Origin of the sequence: Streptomyces sp. NWU339, from assembly GCF_003143855.1 — a bacterium.
Classification (GTDB): Bacteria; Actinomycetota; Actinomycetes; order Streptomycetales; family Streptomycetaceae; genus Streptomyces.
Map to the genome: position 1 here is coordinate 317,718 of NZ_QFRK01000001.1, position 13,465 is coordinate 331,182.

Here is a 13,465-nt window from a genome sequence, read left to right on the forward strand (position 1 = left end):
TCAGTCCTCGGGCCGCAGCAGCCCGCGCTCGTACGCCTTCACCAGCCGCTGAGGCACCAGGTACGGGACGCCGTCGACGGTGACCGGCACGAGTGTCGGCGTGGCTGCCTTCCACTGGGCGCGGCGGTGGCGGGTGTTGCTGCGGGACATCTTCCGCTTGGGAACGGCCATGGGGTCCTCCTGGGTCGGTGAGCACGCAGCACGCTACATGAAAACGAATCCCATTACTAATTGGTGTCGGGGCGCCGAGTTCGAGGGGGTGGGCGGCAGGCGTGCTTGCGGACGCACGCACCCCCGCCGGCCGGCCGGCGCTCCCGTCGTTCGGGCGGGTTGCTGGGGACCGATCCGGCGCACCAGGCTGGGTGCACGTGAATCCCATGGCTGTGACGGCCTTTGTCGCATTCCTGCCTCCGGGTTCCTGTCCCGCCACCTGGCCCCTGATCGCTCCCTGGATGGGGCCGTCTCGAAGACCGCCCTGTCTGCACTGCCTGACCCCGGACGCCCTGCGCCGCGTCCACCAGCAGCTCGCGGTGCTGCTGGGCCCGGCGGCGTCCTCGTCAAGCGCAGCGGGCCGTCGCTCACGAGGATTGGGTGTCCCGGTGGGCGACGGCCGCCGAGGGCTCGAAGTGGTCGGCCCGCTCGCCGCACGCCGGATCCGGCAGTCGGCGGCCGCGGCCGGCCGTGGGTCACCAGTCGCGGAGCTCCGGTGACTGGTTGAGGATCTGCGCGCGCAGGGAGGTGAAGCGGGTGTGGGTCTCGCCGCCGCGCGCCTCGGGGGGGAAAACGGCGACGCGGTGGCAGTTCTGGAAGGCGAGGGCGACGCCGAAGTGCCGTTCCAGGCTGGCTCGGATCGCGTCGCTGGACAGGGCGCGCAGCAGCTGGCCGCGCTCCTTCTCGGAGGGCGGCGGGATCTGGTTGTCGGCGAACTTCGCCGTGCCGGAACGCAGTTCGGTAGCCAGGCGGGCGATGAGGTTGTAGGCGTACGGCAGGGACGTGCGGACCGTTTCCACGAAGTCCGGCTCCCGCACCTCGCCGTTCTCGGCTTCGGCGAGCAGCTGCGGTGAGACGTCGAGTGACATGAAGAGGGTGTCCTGTCTGTTGTTCGGATGTCTGGTGTGCGGGACGGACGGGAGCCGCTGATCCGGCCCGTCGTGCGTCAGGTGCAGGCCGCCAGCGCCGCGGGGCCGGGCCGGAAGTCGGGGTCGACCTGGGTGGCGAGGTCGTGGCCGGTGGCCTCGTTGGCCCAGGCGGTGGCGTTGCGCAGGTGGAACTCCACGGCGTGCTGCTGGAAGGCGTCCCAGTCCTTGGGGCGGGCGTCCACGGCTTCGCGCAGCCGGTCCAGGGTGTGGGCGTTGTGCGGCTCCAGCCCGCCGTGGCCGCGGCCCTGCTCCTGGGCGCGTACGTAGGAGGACTGCTCGCAGTGGGCGAGGAGGTCGTCGCCGACGTGCTCCTTGAGGAAGAGCAGGTCGTCCTCGCCGGTGATCTTGTTGCCGACCACGGCGATGGGGATGCCGAACTCGGCGGCGTGGTGGCGGTACTGGCGGTAGACGGAGACGCTCTTGCGGGTCGGCTCCACCACCAGGAAGGTCATGTCGAAGCGGGTGAACAGGCCGGAGGCGAAGGCGTCGGCGCCGGCCGTCATGTCGACGACGACGTACTCGCCGGGCTCGTCCACGAGGTGGTTGAGGTAGAGCTCGACCGCGCCGAGCTTGGAGTGGTAGCAGGCCACGCCGAGGTCGCTCTCGCCGAAGGCGCCGGTCACCATCAGTGGCACGCCGTGCACCTCCTGGACGTGCGGGGCGTGGATCTCGTCGTCGCCGAGCAGGCGCAGCAGGCGGGAGCCGCGGCCGGGCGGGGTCGTCTTGACCATGGCGTCGCGGGACGGGATGCGCGGGTTGGTGCCCCGCAGGTAGTCCTTGATCTCACCGGTGCGCGCGCTGAGCGACGGCGCGGTGAAGAGCTCGTCCTCGCCGAGGCCGAGCGCGTACGCCAGGTGCTGGTTGATGTCGCCGTCGATGGCGACCACCGGCGCGCCCGAGCGCGCCAGGTGACGGGAGAAGAGGGCCGACAGGGTGGTCTTGCCGCTGCCGCCCTTGCCGACGAAGGCAACGCGCATGCCTAGCCCCTCCTATTGAAAATGGATGTCATGAGCATAGGCTGGGGGTGCGGCGGGGCGGTGTCAAATCACCCGCGTCCCAACTCGCCTGTTTCCCAGGAGAGTTGGGTCACCCGTGGCGCAAACAGGGGACCTCTTTGACCCATACGGAGGAGACGCGAGATGAGCGATGCCGCAGGCGGCCGTCGGGGCCGCCCTTTCACCCTGGTCGTCTGCGGCTCATGTCATGCCGCCGCGACCGGGCAAGTGATGGACGGCCTGCGCCGCGCGGTCCGGGGCTGCCCGCACGGGGTCATGGTCTCCACCGGTTGCCTGGGGAAGGTGCTGCACTGTCGGAGCGGCCGCGGGCTGCATGCCGCCGTGCAGCCGTGCGGGGTCGACCGCAGGCCCAGTGGGGTCGTCGTACGCCTCGGCCCGCTGGTGACGGAGGCCGACGCCGAGGCGGTGGGGGCGTGGCTGCACGCCGGGATGCCCCAGGACGGCACGCTGCCCGACCGGCTCCGCGCGGCTCCGGCGCCGCGGCAGGTGGCCCACCTCAACTGACGGGCTGCTCCGGGGCCTGCCGGTGAGACCGCTGAGATGTGCCTCAGTCGAGGTCGCGCACGCCGAGGCGCAGGTGCTCGATGTGGTGGACGGCCTGGTTGAGGAGCTGGGCGACGTGGTCGTCGTAGAGGCGGTAGACGATGCGGCGGCCGTCGCGGCGGCCGGTGACCAGGCCGAGGGCGCGCAGCAGGCGCAGTCGGTGGGAGACGGCGGACTGTTCCACGCCGACGGCAGAGGCGAGTTCGTCGACCGGGTACGGGCGCTGCCGCAGAGTGGTGAGGATCAGCAGGCGGGACGGTGTGGCCAGGGCCTGGAGCGTCGTGGCGACGGAAGCGGCGGTGACCTCGTCGAGCCGGGCGGCCGCCAGGACGTCGCGGCCGCCGGCGTCACCGGCGTGCACGGGCGCGGGCCTCGCGCGGTGGGCGGATGAACTGGAGCGCCAGGGGGGCGGGCGGTTCGGCGATGCCGGGTCCGCCCGCCTGCGCCCAGCGCAGCAGGTCGTCGGTGCAGTCGTCGTCCATCGCGAAGCCCACCCAGACGGCGCGGCCCCCGGCCCGGCGCCCGGCGGCCGACGGCTGGACGACGATGACGTTGGCCTGGTCGCAGGGGCCGAGGCACTCCGTCGTACGGACCCGGAAGCCGCCTTGTGCCGCGCCGGCGCGCAGCCGGTCCAGTTGCCAGGCGTGGTCGGTGCCGGGGTGCTTGCGCGGGTTGCCGCAGCAGCAGCCCCGGCACACGACGAGGGGGCAGGGCCGGGGAGCGGCCGCCCGGATCACGGACCGGTTCACAGCGCGGTCCGGGACGGCACGCCGTACGTCCGGATCCGGCCGTCTTGTCACGCGACGGCCAGCAGGTGGGGGCCTGCCCAGGCCAGCGCCGCGACCGCCGCACCGGTGCCGTCGAGCTCGCGCACCGGCCGCAGGCGCGCCTGCGGCCGTCCGGCCGTGGCGTGCCACAGGGCTACGGTCCCGTCGGCGCCGCCGCTGGCGAGGTGCCCGGCGGCCCCCGGCCGCCAGGCGAGCGCGGTGATCGTCTCGTGGCAGCGCAGCGAGCGCGGTGCCGTGCCCTCCGGGCCTTTGCCGGAGAAGTCCCACACGGTCACGTCGGGTGCGCCGTCGGCGGCCAGCCAGAAGCCGGTGTCGTCGAAGGCGAGCCGGGAGACCTTCTCCGGGTAGCCGGACATGGTCAGCTCGCCGCCGTCCCGCGCTCTCCAGATGTGGATGGAGGCGTCCTGGTTGCCGCTGCAGATCCACTTCCCGGTGGGTGCGATGGCGAGCGCGAGGTGCGAACCGACGTAGGGATAGGTGGCGACCGGCTTCTCGGTGTGCCGCTCGTGGCAGCGCACGGCCCCGTACGCCGCCACGGCCAGGCGCCGCCCCTGCCGCATCCAGGCGAGGTCGGTGATCGTGGAGGCGGCGGGCTCCGTGCGCCGTCGGCCCAGGCGGCGGCCGACCAGGCACCGCACTCCCGCACCGCCGTACGCCCGTCGGAGCGGCGCCACAGCGCGTACCCCATGGGGCCGGTCGCCACCAGGTGCCCGGCATCGGGGGAGAGCGCGATCGTGAGTGCACCTCCGGGAAGGGCGAACGACCCGATCGCGGCGCCCATTGCCGCGTCGAGGACCTTCACGGTTCCCTCGGCCCCCGCGACGGCGACCAGATCGCCCCGTGCGCTGAGCGCGACGGGTGCGTCGTCGACGCCGACCTCCCAGGCGAGCGGGGACTGAACCGTCGTACTCACGCGGCCGCTCCCGCCGTGGCCTGGCAGTCGGCGAAGCCTCGTTCGAGGGCCTCGCGGTCGAGGTCGCGGCCGGTGAACACCAGCTTGTTCGTGCGGGCTTCGCCCTCCCGCCAGTCGCGTGCGAAGGTGCCGTCCAGCAGCATGTGCACGCCCTGGAAGACGTACTGCTTGGGCGCTCCGGCGACGGCGAGGATGCCCTTGGAGCGGAAGAGGTCGACGCCCTTGGTGCGCAGCAGGGTGCCGAGCCAGGCGTTGAGCCGGTCCTCGTCGAGCTCGCCGTCCAGTTCGATGCCGACCGAGGTGACGGTGGTGTCGTGCTGGTGCTCGGTCTCGGTGAGGAAGGCGGGGTCGTCGGCGAGCGCCCACTCCAGGTCGAACGCGCGCCCGCCGACGGTGCTGCGCTCCAGACCGGTGATGGTGGCGGCCCCCCCCGGTCGCCGCGCTGCCGGAAGGGGACGCAAGATCGAGCGCCGCGACCCGGGCGCGCCTGTCCCAGCTGCGGCCCCGTCGATGCCGACCCACACCCTGCCGCTTAGGCTGTCGAACCCGTAGAGCACGTCACCGGCCTACTGAGTAGAGCACGTCACCGGCCTACTGAAAGGCGTGGAAGTCGGCCTCGCCCTCGACGGAGAGCGTCTGCCAGGTCCGGCCCGCGTCCGTGCTGCGGATCAGGCCCGGGCGGGGCGAGCGGGCCTCGGGACCGGCCGGGGCGGGTGGCCGCTGGCCAGGAATGTCGACGGGCCGGTGACGGTGAAGCCCATGGTGTCCTGATAGCGGCCGGCCCCCCGGGTCGCGGTCCCACTGTCCAGGCGGAAGACGCCGTGGTGGCCGGCGGCGTGTGCCGTCACCCCCTGTCATCGATCACCATCGGATCTGATGGGGTCGGCGCCGCCCCGGTGCCCGGGAATGTCCGGGTTCATTGGACGCCCGCCGCGTCTGTCGGCAGACGATGGCCGACAGACGCGGCRGGCGTCGGGGTCATGCGTCGTGGAGTTCGGCCTGGACGCGGCGGGAGGGGCGGAAGGTGTAGAGGTCGAGGATGCCGGGTGGATCGGCGAGGCCCGGTCCGCCGTCCTTGATCCAGGTGGTGATGTCGGAAGTGGCGTCGGGGTCGTTGACCAGACCGAGCCASACGGGGCGCCCGCCGTTTYGGCGGCCGTCAGCGGAGGGCTGGACGACGATGACGTTGGCGCGCTCGCAGGCGTCGAGGCAGTCGGTGACCCGGACGGTCGCCGTGCCGCCCACAGCCTGGCGCAGGTCGCGCAGCTGGGCGGCGTGGTCGAGGCCGGGGACCTTGGGGGTGCCGCAGCAGCAGCCGCGGCAGACGGTGACGGTGGGCCGTGTGGCCCCCGTGGCGGGGGCTGTGCGGCGGGTGCGTTTGCTCACGCGGTGTCCTTGGTGAGTCGGGGCCAGGCGGCCTCGCGCAGCAGGCGCAGGCCGTTGAGGCCGACGATGACGGTGGAGCCCTCGTGCCCGGCGACGCCCAGGGGCAGGGGRAGGGTGCCGATCAGGTCCCAGGCGACCAGGACGGCGATGAACGCCCCGGCGATGACCAGGTTCTGGATCACGAGGCGGCGTGCGGTGCGGGAGAGCTGCACGACGGACGGGATGGTGGCCAGCTCGTCACGGACCACGACGGCATCGGCGGTCTCCAGGGCGAGGTCGGAGCCGGCCTTGCCCATCGCGATGCCGGAGTACGCGGCGGCCAGCGCGGGGGCGTCGTTGACGCCGTCGCCGACGACCAGCACCCTGCGTCCCTGGGCTTCCCACTTCTTGACGTCGGCCACCTTGTCCTGGGGCAGCAGCCCGGCGCGGACCTCGGTGATGCCGACCTCGGCGGCCAGATGCTTCGCGGCGCGTTCGTTGTCGCCGGTCAGCAGGATCGGGGTGCGGCCGGTCAGGCGGGTGAGGGCGGCGACGGTGGCCGCCGCGTCCGGCCGCAGCCGGTCCGCAACCCCCAGCACGCCCACCGGGACGCCGTCGCGCAGGACGACGACCGCGGTCCGGCCGGCCTCTTCCAGCTCGGCCACCACCTTCGGGTGGGCCGGGTCGGCGTCGGCGGGCAGCAGTCGGACAGGTGCGCCGACCTGGACGGTGTGGCCGGCGATGGTGGCGGTGACGCCCTGCCCCGGGGTGGAGGTGAAGTCTTCGACGTCGGACAGGGCCAGGCCGCGTTCGCGGGCGGCGGCGACCACGGCGCGGGCAAGGGGGTGCTCGCTGGGGTGCTCGGCGGAGGCCGCCAGCGCGAGCAGGGTCGTCTCGTCCAAGCCGCTGGCGGAAAGTGGGCGCAGGTCGGTGACGTAGGGGGTGCCTTCGGTGAGGGTGCCGGTCTTGTCCAGGGCGACGGTGTCGATCTGGCCGAGGCGTTCCATGACGACGGCGGACTTGGCGAGCACGCCGCGGCGGCCGGCGTTGGCGATGGCGGACAGCAGCGGGGGCATGGTGGAGAGCACCACCGCGCACGGCGAGGCGACGATCATGAAGGTCATCGCCCGCAGCAGGGCCGAGTCGAGCGTGTCGCCGAAGGCGAGCGGGACGCCGAATACGGCGAGGGTCGCGAGGACCATGCCGATCGAGTAGCGCTGCTCGATCTTCTCGATGAACAGTTGGGTGGGGGCCTTGGTCTCGGAGGCTTCCTCGACCATCGTCACGATCCGGGCGATCACCGAGTCCGACGGATCCCGATCCACGCGCACGTGCAGGGCGCCGGTGCCGTTGACGGTGCCGGCGAACACCTCGTCCCCGGCCTGCTTGGCCACCGGCAGGGGTTCGCCGGTGATGGTGGCCTGGTCCACGTCGCTGGCCCCGTCGAGGACCTGGCCGTCGGCACCGACCCGCTCGCCGGGCCGGACCAGGATCGTGTCCCCGACCGCCAGGTGCTCGGTGGCCACCGTCTCTTCGGTGCCGTCCGGCAGGAGCCGGGTGGCGATGGTGGGGGCGAGGTCGAGCAGGCCGCGCACGGAGTCGGCGGTGCGGGCGGTGGCGACCGCTTCCAGGGCGCCGGAGGTGGCGAAGATGACGATCAGGAGCGCGCCGTCGAGGACCTGGCCGATCGCGGCGGCCCCGAGGGCGGCGACGACCATCAGCAGGTCCACGTCCAGCGTCTTGTCCTTCAGGGCCTTCAGACCCTCCCAGCCCGGCTCCCAGCCACCGGTGATGTAGGTCGCGGCGAACAACGTCCCCCACAGCCAGGCCGGCCCGTCGAGCAGGTGGACCGGCAGCGCGAGCAGGAACAGCACCAGGGCCGCGAGCGCCCACCAGGCCTCCGGCAGCGCCAGCAGGCGGGTGCGGCGCCGGGGCGGAACCGGACGCGAGGCGCCGACGGGCGGCGCGGACCGCTGTTCCAGGACGGAAGACATGACGAAGCAACCTTCACGGGCGGGACGGGGGCAACACCTCCACCGTACAGGAACATATGAACAGGTCTTCAAATTTTGTCGGTATGATGGAGCAATGGGCCACGGACGCGACACCACCGCCAGCAGCGCCAGCACCCGCGCACGCCTCGACGCGGTCGGCACCGCGGACGTCGCCGCCACCCTCCAGGCCCTCGCCACCCCCTCGCGGCTGTACATCCTGGCCCGGCTCCAGGAGGGTCCGTGCTCGGTCGGCGACCTCGCCGAAGCCGTCGGCATGGAAGCCTCCGCCTGCTCCCACCAGCTCCGGCTCCTGCGCAACCTCGGCCTGGTCACCGGCGAACGCCACGGCCGTTCGATCGTCTACTCGCTCTACGACAACCATGTCGCCGAGCTCCTCAACCAGGCCCTCTACCACGTCGAGCACCTGCGCCTCGGTCTGCACGACGCCCCGGCCCGCGCGCTCGCCCCGGCCGCCGCCGGACGCTAAGCGGGCGGCAGGCGCCTCGCTGCCCGGCGCTTCAGCTCTGTTCCCCCCTCGTCCACCTCGGGCGCGTCCGGGTCGCGCAGCGGGCGCAGGGCGCCGGCGGCCGCCCATTGCATCGGATGCGAACAGGCGACACCCGACCCGGAGGTCACCCCCCGAACCGCGGGCGAGCGGTCCCCCCAGGGACATCGGACCTCAACATCACGCGGAACCACGACAGCCGTCACGGCGGCGCCTTTGCGGATGCGTCACCCCATCGGCGGTTGACCTGCGAAGACGCCCCCGGGACGTATCTGATGCGAGAATTTCGCATCAGATACGACAGACGGAGGGTGATCGTGGGTAGGGACGGTCTCGTGCCGGGAGCTGCTCGACTGCACCTGGGGTAGGCCCTTCTGGGGCAGAGCACTCAGCCCGCCCGGGCGGCGGCGAGGTGGGCGTCCACGGCGACGACACCGTCGACGCCCTGGCAGAGCCCCACGACCACCGGAACGAGCCGCGGTTCCGGGACGTGCCCTTGAAGGGTGACGACCCCGTCCCGGACCTCGACCGCGACGGTGCCCTCGTCCAGGCCGAGGAGGCGTCCCAGGACGTCCTGCTCGACCTCGCCGCGGATCTCGACGTCGGAGCGGAGGAAGGCGTCGAGCAGGTCGCTGCGGGTGACGATGCCGGTGAGGAGCCCGTCGTCGCCGACCACCGGCAGCTGCTTGACGTGCCGCCTGCGGAGTTCCCGCGCGGCCCGGGGGATTGTCCAGTCGGCGCGGGCGGTGAAGACGGGGCTGCTCATGAGCGCGCCCGCGGTCCGGGCCCGGGCCTTGTCCCAGGAGCGCTCGTCGGTCCCGTCCTGGCCCTGCGGATCGGGCAGGCCGGTCTCGTGCCGCAGCACGTCGGACGCGGACACGACGCCGACGGGAGCGCCGTCCTCGTCGATGACCGGGGCCGCGACGATGTCGTTCGCGTCCAGCAGGGCTGCGACCTCCTGGAGTGGTGTGGTGGGGCGGAGGGTGACGACCTCCTCGGTCATCACGTCACCGACCGTGCGGCGGTACAGCATGGCATCGGCCTCCTCCGCTGTGCGACGAGGCGGCCGCGGTCGGTCCGCCCGGGCGGACCACACCCGGCGCGTCGGCCTCCGCGCCCTTGCCGACTCGTCCACGCCGTATTCCCTACCCATGACAGCACCGCGCCGCTTCGGCGACCAGTGCCGTTCGGCCAGGCGGGGAGGCCGGCGGTCCCGCGGCCAGGAGTGCGGCCGAGCGCGGTAGGCGTTGGCGACGCTGGGCGTCTGTCCCGTGCGCTTGCCGATGGGGGTGATCAGGTTGCCCCCTGACCGCTCACTCAGCGTCATTGAGCTGCGGGCTGCAGCCGCGAATACCCGCCCCCTCACCATGCGACCTCACCAGTCCCGAGGCCAGCTGGCGGGCATGAAACTCACCGTGCGGGGAGGTCCGCAGCGGGCGGACGCAGACACCCACCGGATATGCACCGTCTCGCCCTACGGCCGCCCTGTCGGCAGCCGTCGCCCTCGGTGGCTTCCGCTGCCGTGCGCTGCGTTTTCTCCGGACTGTCGGTGTCACGCCCCGGCGCCGGGTTCCGGGACCGGCTTTCCCGGTGGGGTGAAGGCGGCCAGCACCGTGGCGGTGATGTGGGCGGCGGCGCGGTCGGAGGTCAGGCGACCGGCGCGGATCTCGTCGGCGGCGCTGTGCATGACCGAGTGCAGGACATTGACCAGCCATGCGATCGGCAGGTCCGTGCGGAAGACCCCCTCGGCGCGGCCGCGGGCGACCAGCGTCTCCACCCGGGCGGCGGGGCCGCTGTGCAGCTCACGGATGCGCCCCGCGGGCAGTTCCCGCTGGGCGGCGACGAGCAAGGCCCGCGCCTCATCCACCAGATGCCAGCCGACCTCGACGTAACGCGCCAGCGCGATGAGCGGAGCCCCGGACAGATCGACCGCGTCCAACGCCTCGTTGCCCCGGTCGATGGCACGGCTCATCGCCGCATCGACGACCTCCGCCCGGGAGGCGAAGTGTGCGTACAGCGTCACCCGGCCCACGCCCGCGGCGCGGGCGATCTCGCTGAGGCTCGCCTCCGGGTTCCGCCCCAGGCACTCGGCTGCGGCCTGCACGATCGCGTCGATGCTCCGCAGGGCGTCGGCGCGCTTGGCGGTGCTTCTGTTGCCCATGAGTCCACAGCCTATCCGAAGAAGTCGAACAAAGCTGTTTGGCTTACGCCCGGACCTGCTCTAACCTGAACATGCCTGTACGGTTTATCGATGAGGGGTGAGCGTCATGAGCGACACGGAAACCACCGGCACACACGCACCGGAAACACCCCATCCGCGGCGCTGGCCGGTCCTGGGCCTGCTGGGACTGGCCCAGCTGATGCTGATCCTCGACATCACCGTGGTCGCCATCGCGCTGCCCCACATGGGCACCGAACTGGACCTGGACCGCGCCGCCCTGACCTGGGTGGTCAGCGGCTACGCCCTCACCTTCGGCAGCCTGATGCTGCTCGGCGGCCGGGCCGCCGACCTGTTCGGCGCCAAGCGGGTCGTCCTGGCCGGCCTCGCCGTGTTCACCGCCGCCTCCCTGGCCGCCGGCCTGGCCACCGGCGCACCCCTGCTGCTCGCCGCCCGGATCGCCCAGGGGGCGGGCGCCGCGCTGCTCTCACCCGCCGCGCTGTCGGTGGTGGTGCGGCTGTTCGACGGCGACGAACGCAACCGGGCACTGGGCATCTGGTCGGCGCTCGGAGGCGGCGGGGCCGCCCTCGGCGTGCTGCTGGGCGGGCTGCTCACGGCCGGGCCGGGCTGGGCCTGGGTCTTCTTCGTCAACGTCCCCGTCGGCCTGATCGTCCTCGTCGTACTCGCCCGGATACTGCCCCGTCTGCCCCGGGCGGCCTCCGGCCCCCTCGACATGCCGGGCGCCGCCCTGGTCGCCGCGGCGACCGGCGCCCTCATCTACGCCCTGATCCGTGCCGGCGACCACGGCTGGCTCAACGCCCTCACCCTCGCCCTGTTCATCTTTGCGGCAGCCGCGTATACCGCCTTCGCCGCCTGGCAGCGCCGGGCGGCGGCACCGCTGATGGACCTCCGCCTGCTCGGCCGGCGCCCGGTGGTGGCGGGCATCTTCGTGATCGCGGTGGCCACGGCTCTGATGGTGGGGGTCTTCTTCCTCGGCTCCTTCTACCTCCAGAACCACCAGAATCACGGCGCCCTGATGACCGGTGTGCTGTTCCTGCCGGTGGCGCTGCTGACCATGGCCGCCGCCACCGCCGCCGGCCGCATGCTCGGCCGCCTCGGGGCCCGGTCGCCGGCAGCGGTCGCCCTGCTCGTCGCGGCCGCCGGGTTCCTCGTCCCGGTGCTCTGGTCCGGCACCGCCGCCATGGTCGCCGGCGTGAGCGTCACGGCGGCCGGCCTGGGTGCCCTGTTCGTGGTCGCCTCAGCCACCGCACTGGGCAGCGTCGCCCCGCACGAGGCCGGCGTGACCTCCGGAATCGTCAGCACCTTCCACGAGTTCGGCGCCTCGGCCGGCGCCGCGGCCGTCTCCAGCGCCGCAGCCGCCGGCATCGCCGGCCACACCGGCACCCGAGCCACCTCCGGCTTCGACGACGCGTTCCTCCTGGCTGCCGGTGTGGCCGCACTCTCCGCCGTCATCGCCCTGTGGCTGATCCCGTCCAGGAGCGAGTAGGCCCAGCAGCACGTGGCCTCCCGGCCGGGTGCGGACTCCATGCCGCCGTGTCGCCGAAGGCCAGGCGCTGGGGACCAAACAGCACTGCCCTCTGCCCGAGCGGCGGCTGGGGAAGGTGGACGGCATCCAGTGTGACGTAGATCGCTGCCGGAGCCGATGCTGAGCGCCCCTCCCCCGGCCCGATCTGCGGCCGGGCCGGGCGGGAGAGCCGAAGTGGGACGGCCTTCGAGCCTTGGTCTCCGACGAGGCGGGCCGGATGATGCTGCGCGCCCGGCGCGGCACCTGTGTGTGAGAACTCCAGCGGCTATGCCGCCGAACGCCGGTCGGCCCGCCGGGACAGGACGACGATTGACAGACCGCCGCAGACGATGAAGACGTCCGCGAGGTTGAAGGTGGGCCATCTCGTCTCGGCCTGCGCGGCACCCCGGCCCAGGCCCCGGCCGCGGCGGCTGGTGCCCGCTGAGTCATCCCTGGCCCAGCCACCGCATCCGCCCTCGCCGTGCATCCGTCCATCGGTGCGGAGGTCCACCAGGCGGCGGGGCCCGCACCGGCCGGTTGGCAGGGACGCTCCGGACTCCTGGCGGATGGCAACGGCATAAGCGCGCGCAGACCCTGGAGCACGTGACATGGAATGCGTCGACCGCTCGTGCTCCGCGTCGTGGAGCCGGTGGCGCGGACCGCCATGCAGCTGCCGCCACAAACACGTCACCACGACAGGCCGGGCCAAAGAGGAGGGCAGACCCATGACGATCCGCCTGACGCTTCTGTGCGCGCCTCCGGCAGACACGGTCTTCGGTGACGCCCCGCCCAGTAAGTACGAACTCCTGGGTGCGGGCGCCGCCGTGGCCTCGCTGCCCGCGCACGCGCCGGCCATGAGATCGCCTTCGTCCGGCTCGGCGCTGACCGCCGCAGCCCTCGGAGTGAAGGCCGCAGTGGAGCCCGCACTGCGCGACCTCGACTGCGGCACCTGGCGCGGCCGCACCGTGGCCGACATCGCCGCCGCGGACCCATACGGATACAGTGCCTGGCTCACGGACCCGGATGCCGCGCCACACGGAGGCGAAACCGTAAGGGAACTCTGCCGCCGTGTCGCGCACTGGCTCAGTGCCCTGCCCCCGGACACGGGCCGCGCGCTGGCCATCGCCGAACCAGCCGTGGTGCAGGCCCTGCTCGTCCATGCTTTGTCCGCACCGGTCCGAGCCTTCTGGACACTCCGGGTACCGCCCCTGTACACCGGCTCCCTGACGTGGCGCGATGGCGCCTGGAGTGCCCGGCCGGCCGACACGTCTTCCGCCCGCGGCCCCGGTCAGCCTCCGGCCCTGCCCTTCACCGTGCTGACCGCGCCCCGGCGCACGGTCAGCGACCGCGGCCCCTATCTCTGCGGAGAACAAGCGGCCTGACCCAGGCCAGCCATTAGGGGAGGGACACGTCCGGCGACGCTGTCGGCCGGATGGTCCACCAGAGCGCGAGAGGCAGGGATGCGCTGTCCAGCGGCTCGCGCCGCATCCCGAAGCGTCGGCCGAGGCCCCGGCCGTCG

16 protein-coding genes are annotated in these 13,465 nt (G+C 72.9%); 4 read left to right on the forward strand and 12 right to left on the reverse strand.

All coding sequences use genetic code 11. The annotated features are described in order from the left end of the window. From rpmF to DIZ27_RS01425, 3 genes are all read right to left on the reverse strand, one after another. On the reverse strand, positions 1-171 hold the full coding sequence (gene rpmF, locus DIZ27_RS01415) for a 50S ribosomal protein L32 (protein WP_109376399.1): 171 nt from the start codon (positions 169-171) through the stop codon (positions 1-3). 515 nt (positions 172-686) lie between these two features. Further along, positions 687-1,079: an SCO5389 family protein gene (locus DIZ27_RS01420; protein ID WP_109376400.1), complete on the reverse strand. Its 393-nt coding sequence runs from the start codon at positions 1,077-1,079 to the stop codon at positions 687-689. Positions 1,080-1,156: 77 nt separating this feature from the next. Further along, positions 1,157-2,116: an ATP-binding protein gene (locus DIZ27_RS01425; RefSeq protein WP_109376401.1), complete on the reverse strand. Its 960-nt coding sequence runs from the start codon at positions 2,114-2,116 to the stop codon at positions 1,157-1,159. 162 nt (positions 2,117-2,278) lie between these two features. Between DIZ27_RS01425 and DIZ27_RS01430 the strand changes: the two genes are divergently transcribed. Further along, the gene (locus tag DIZ27_RS01430; protein ID WP_109376402.1) at positions 2,279-2,659 is read left to right on the forward strand and encodes a hypothetical protein; all 381 of its coding nucleotides are present in this window, start codon (positions 2,279-2,281) and stop codon (positions 2,657-2,659) included. Between the two features lie 43 nt (positions 2,660-2,702). On the opposite strand, the gene DIZ27_RS01435 is transcribed toward DIZ27_RS01430, so the two are convergent. The 7 genes from DIZ27_RS01435 to DIZ27_RS01465 all read right to left on the reverse strand — a co-directional run bounded on the left by DIZ27_RS01435 (position 2,703) and on the right by DIZ27_RS01465 (position 7,758). Continuing rightward, entirely contained in the window at positions 2,703-3,059 is a 357-nt protein-coding gene (locus DIZ27_RS01435) for a metalloregulator ArsR/SmtB family transcription factor (protein ID WP_109376403.1), read from the reverse strand. Beyond that, positions 3,046-3,447, reverse strand: a complete 402-nt coding sequence (locus DIZ27_RS01440) for a (2Fe-2S) ferredoxin domain-containing protein (protein WP_258308180.1) — start codon at positions 3,445-3,447, stop codon at positions 3,046-3,048. The genes DIZ27_RS01435 and DIZ27_RS01440 overlap by 14 nt, the downstream gene beginning before the upstream one ends. A 47-nt stretch (positions 3,448-3,494) precedes the next feature. Next, positions 3,495-4,160, reverse strand: coding sequence for a WD40 repeat domain-containing protein (locus tag DIZ27_RS01445; RefSeq protein ID WP_258308181.1), 666 nt, complete (start codon positions 4,158-4,160; stop codon positions 3,495-3,497). A gap of 235 nt (positions 4,161-4,395) precedes the next feature. Then, positions 4,396-4,860 (reverse strand): GTP-binding protein, encoded by a 465-nt coding sequence (locus DIZ27_RS01450; RefSeq protein WP_258308182.1) that lies wholly within the window; start codon positions 4,858-4,860, stop codon positions 4,396-4,398. A 207-nt stretch (positions 4,861-5,067) separates the two neighbouring features. Further along, positions 5,068-5,247, reverse strand: coding sequence for a hypothetical protein (locus DIZ27_RS01455; RefSeq protein WP_109376404.1), 180 nt, complete (start codon positions 5,245-5,247; stop codon positions 5,068-5,070). A 130-nt stretch (positions 5,248-5,377) separates the two neighbouring features. Beyond that, positions 5,378-5,785, reverse strand: coding sequence for a hypothetical protein (locus DIZ27_RS01460; protein WP_109376405.1), 408 nt, complete (start codon positions 5,783-5,785; stop codon positions 5,378-5,380). Continuing rightward, a complete protein-coding gene (locus DIZ27_RS01465; RefSeq protein ID WP_109376406.1) occupies positions 5,782-7,758 on the reverse strand; it encodes a heavy metal translocating P-type ATPase in 1,977 nt (658 codons plus the stop codon). Before DIZ27_RS01465 ends, DIZ27_RS01460 begins: the two co-directional genes overlap by 4 nt. Before the next feature lie 94 nt (positions 7,759-7,852). Here DIZ27_RS01465 and DIZ27_RS01470 point away from each other — a divergent pair, with 94 nt between their 5' ends. Then, positions 7,853-8,245, forward strand: coding sequence for a metalloregulator ArsR/SmtB family transcription factor (locus tag DIZ27_RS01470; RefSeq protein WP_109376407.1), 393 nt, complete (start codon positions 7,853-7,855; stop codon positions 8,243-8,245). Positions 8,246-8,651: 406 nt separating this feature from the next. Here the strand turns inward: DIZ27_RS01470 and DIZ27_RS01475 are convergent, their stop codons facing one another. Beyond that, positions 8,652-9,296 (reverse strand): CBS domain-containing protein, encoded by a 645-nt coding sequence (locus DIZ27_RS01475; RefSeq protein WP_109376408.1) that lies wholly within the window; start codon positions 9,294-9,296, stop codon positions 8,652-8,654. A gap of 519 nt (positions 9,297-9,815) precedes the next feature. Then, entirely contained in the window at positions 9,816-10,424 is a 609-nt protein-coding gene (locus DIZ27_RS01480) for a TetR/AcrR family transcriptional regulator (RefSeq protein ID WP_109376409.1), read from the reverse strand. A 106-nt stretch (positions 10,425-10,530) separates the two neighbouring features. Here DIZ27_RS01480 and DIZ27_RS01485 point away from each other — a divergent pair, with 106 nt between their 5' ends. Continuing rightward, on the forward strand, positions 10,531-11,928 hold the full coding sequence (locus DIZ27_RS01485) for an MFS transporter (RefSeq protein ID WP_109376410.1): 1,398 nt from the start codon (positions 10,531-10,533) through the stop codon (positions 11,926-11,928). Positions 11,929-12,671: 743 nt separating this feature from the next. Further along, positions 12,672-13,328 (forward strand): histidine phosphatase family protein, encoded by a 657-nt coding sequence (locus tag DIZ27_RS01495; protein WP_109376411.1) that lies wholly within the window; start codon positions 12,672-12,674, stop codon positions 13,326-13,328. The last annotated feature ends 137 nt before the right edge of the window (positions 13,329-13,465 follow it).

Bases quoted from the DNA above. Each gene is read 5' to 3' on its own strand.
- DIZ27_RS01470 (WP_109376407.1), top strand. From the start codon at position 7,853: ATGGGCCACGGACGCGACACCACCGCCAGCAGCGCCAGCACCCGCGCA.
- DIZ27_RS01420 (WP_109376400.1), bottom strand. From the start codon at position 1,079: ATGTCACTCGACGTCTCACCGCAGCTGCTCGCCGAAGCCGAGAACGGC.
- DIZ27_RS01430 (WP_109376402.1), top strand. From the start codon at position 2,279: ATGAGCGATGCCGCAGGCGGCCGTCGGGGCCGCCCTTTCACCCTGGTC.
- DIZ27_RS01485 (WP_109376410.1), top strand. From the start codon at position 10,531: ATGAGCGACACGGAAACCACCGGCACACACGCACCGGAAACACCCCAT.
- DIZ27_RS01480 (WP_109376409.1), bottom strand. From the start codon at position 10,424: ATGGGCAACAGAAGCACCGCCAAGCGCGCCGACGCCCTGCGGAGCATC.
- DIZ27_RS01495 (WP_109376411.1), top strand. From the start codon at position 12,672: ATGACGATCCGCCTGACGCTTCTGTGCGCGCCTCCGGCAGACACGGTC.
- DIZ27_RS01425 (WP_109376401.1), bottom strand. From the start codon at position 2,116: ATGCGCGTTGCCTTCGTCGGCAAGGGCGGCAGCGGCAAGACCACCCTG.
- rpmF (WP_109376399.1), bottom strand. From the start codon at position 171: ATGGCCGTTCCCAAGCGGAAGATGTCCCGCAGCAACACCCGCCACCGC.
- DIZ27_RS01475 (WP_109376408.1), bottom strand. From the start codon at position 9,296: ATGCTGTACCGCCGCACGGTCGGTGACGTGATGACCGAGGAGGTCGTC.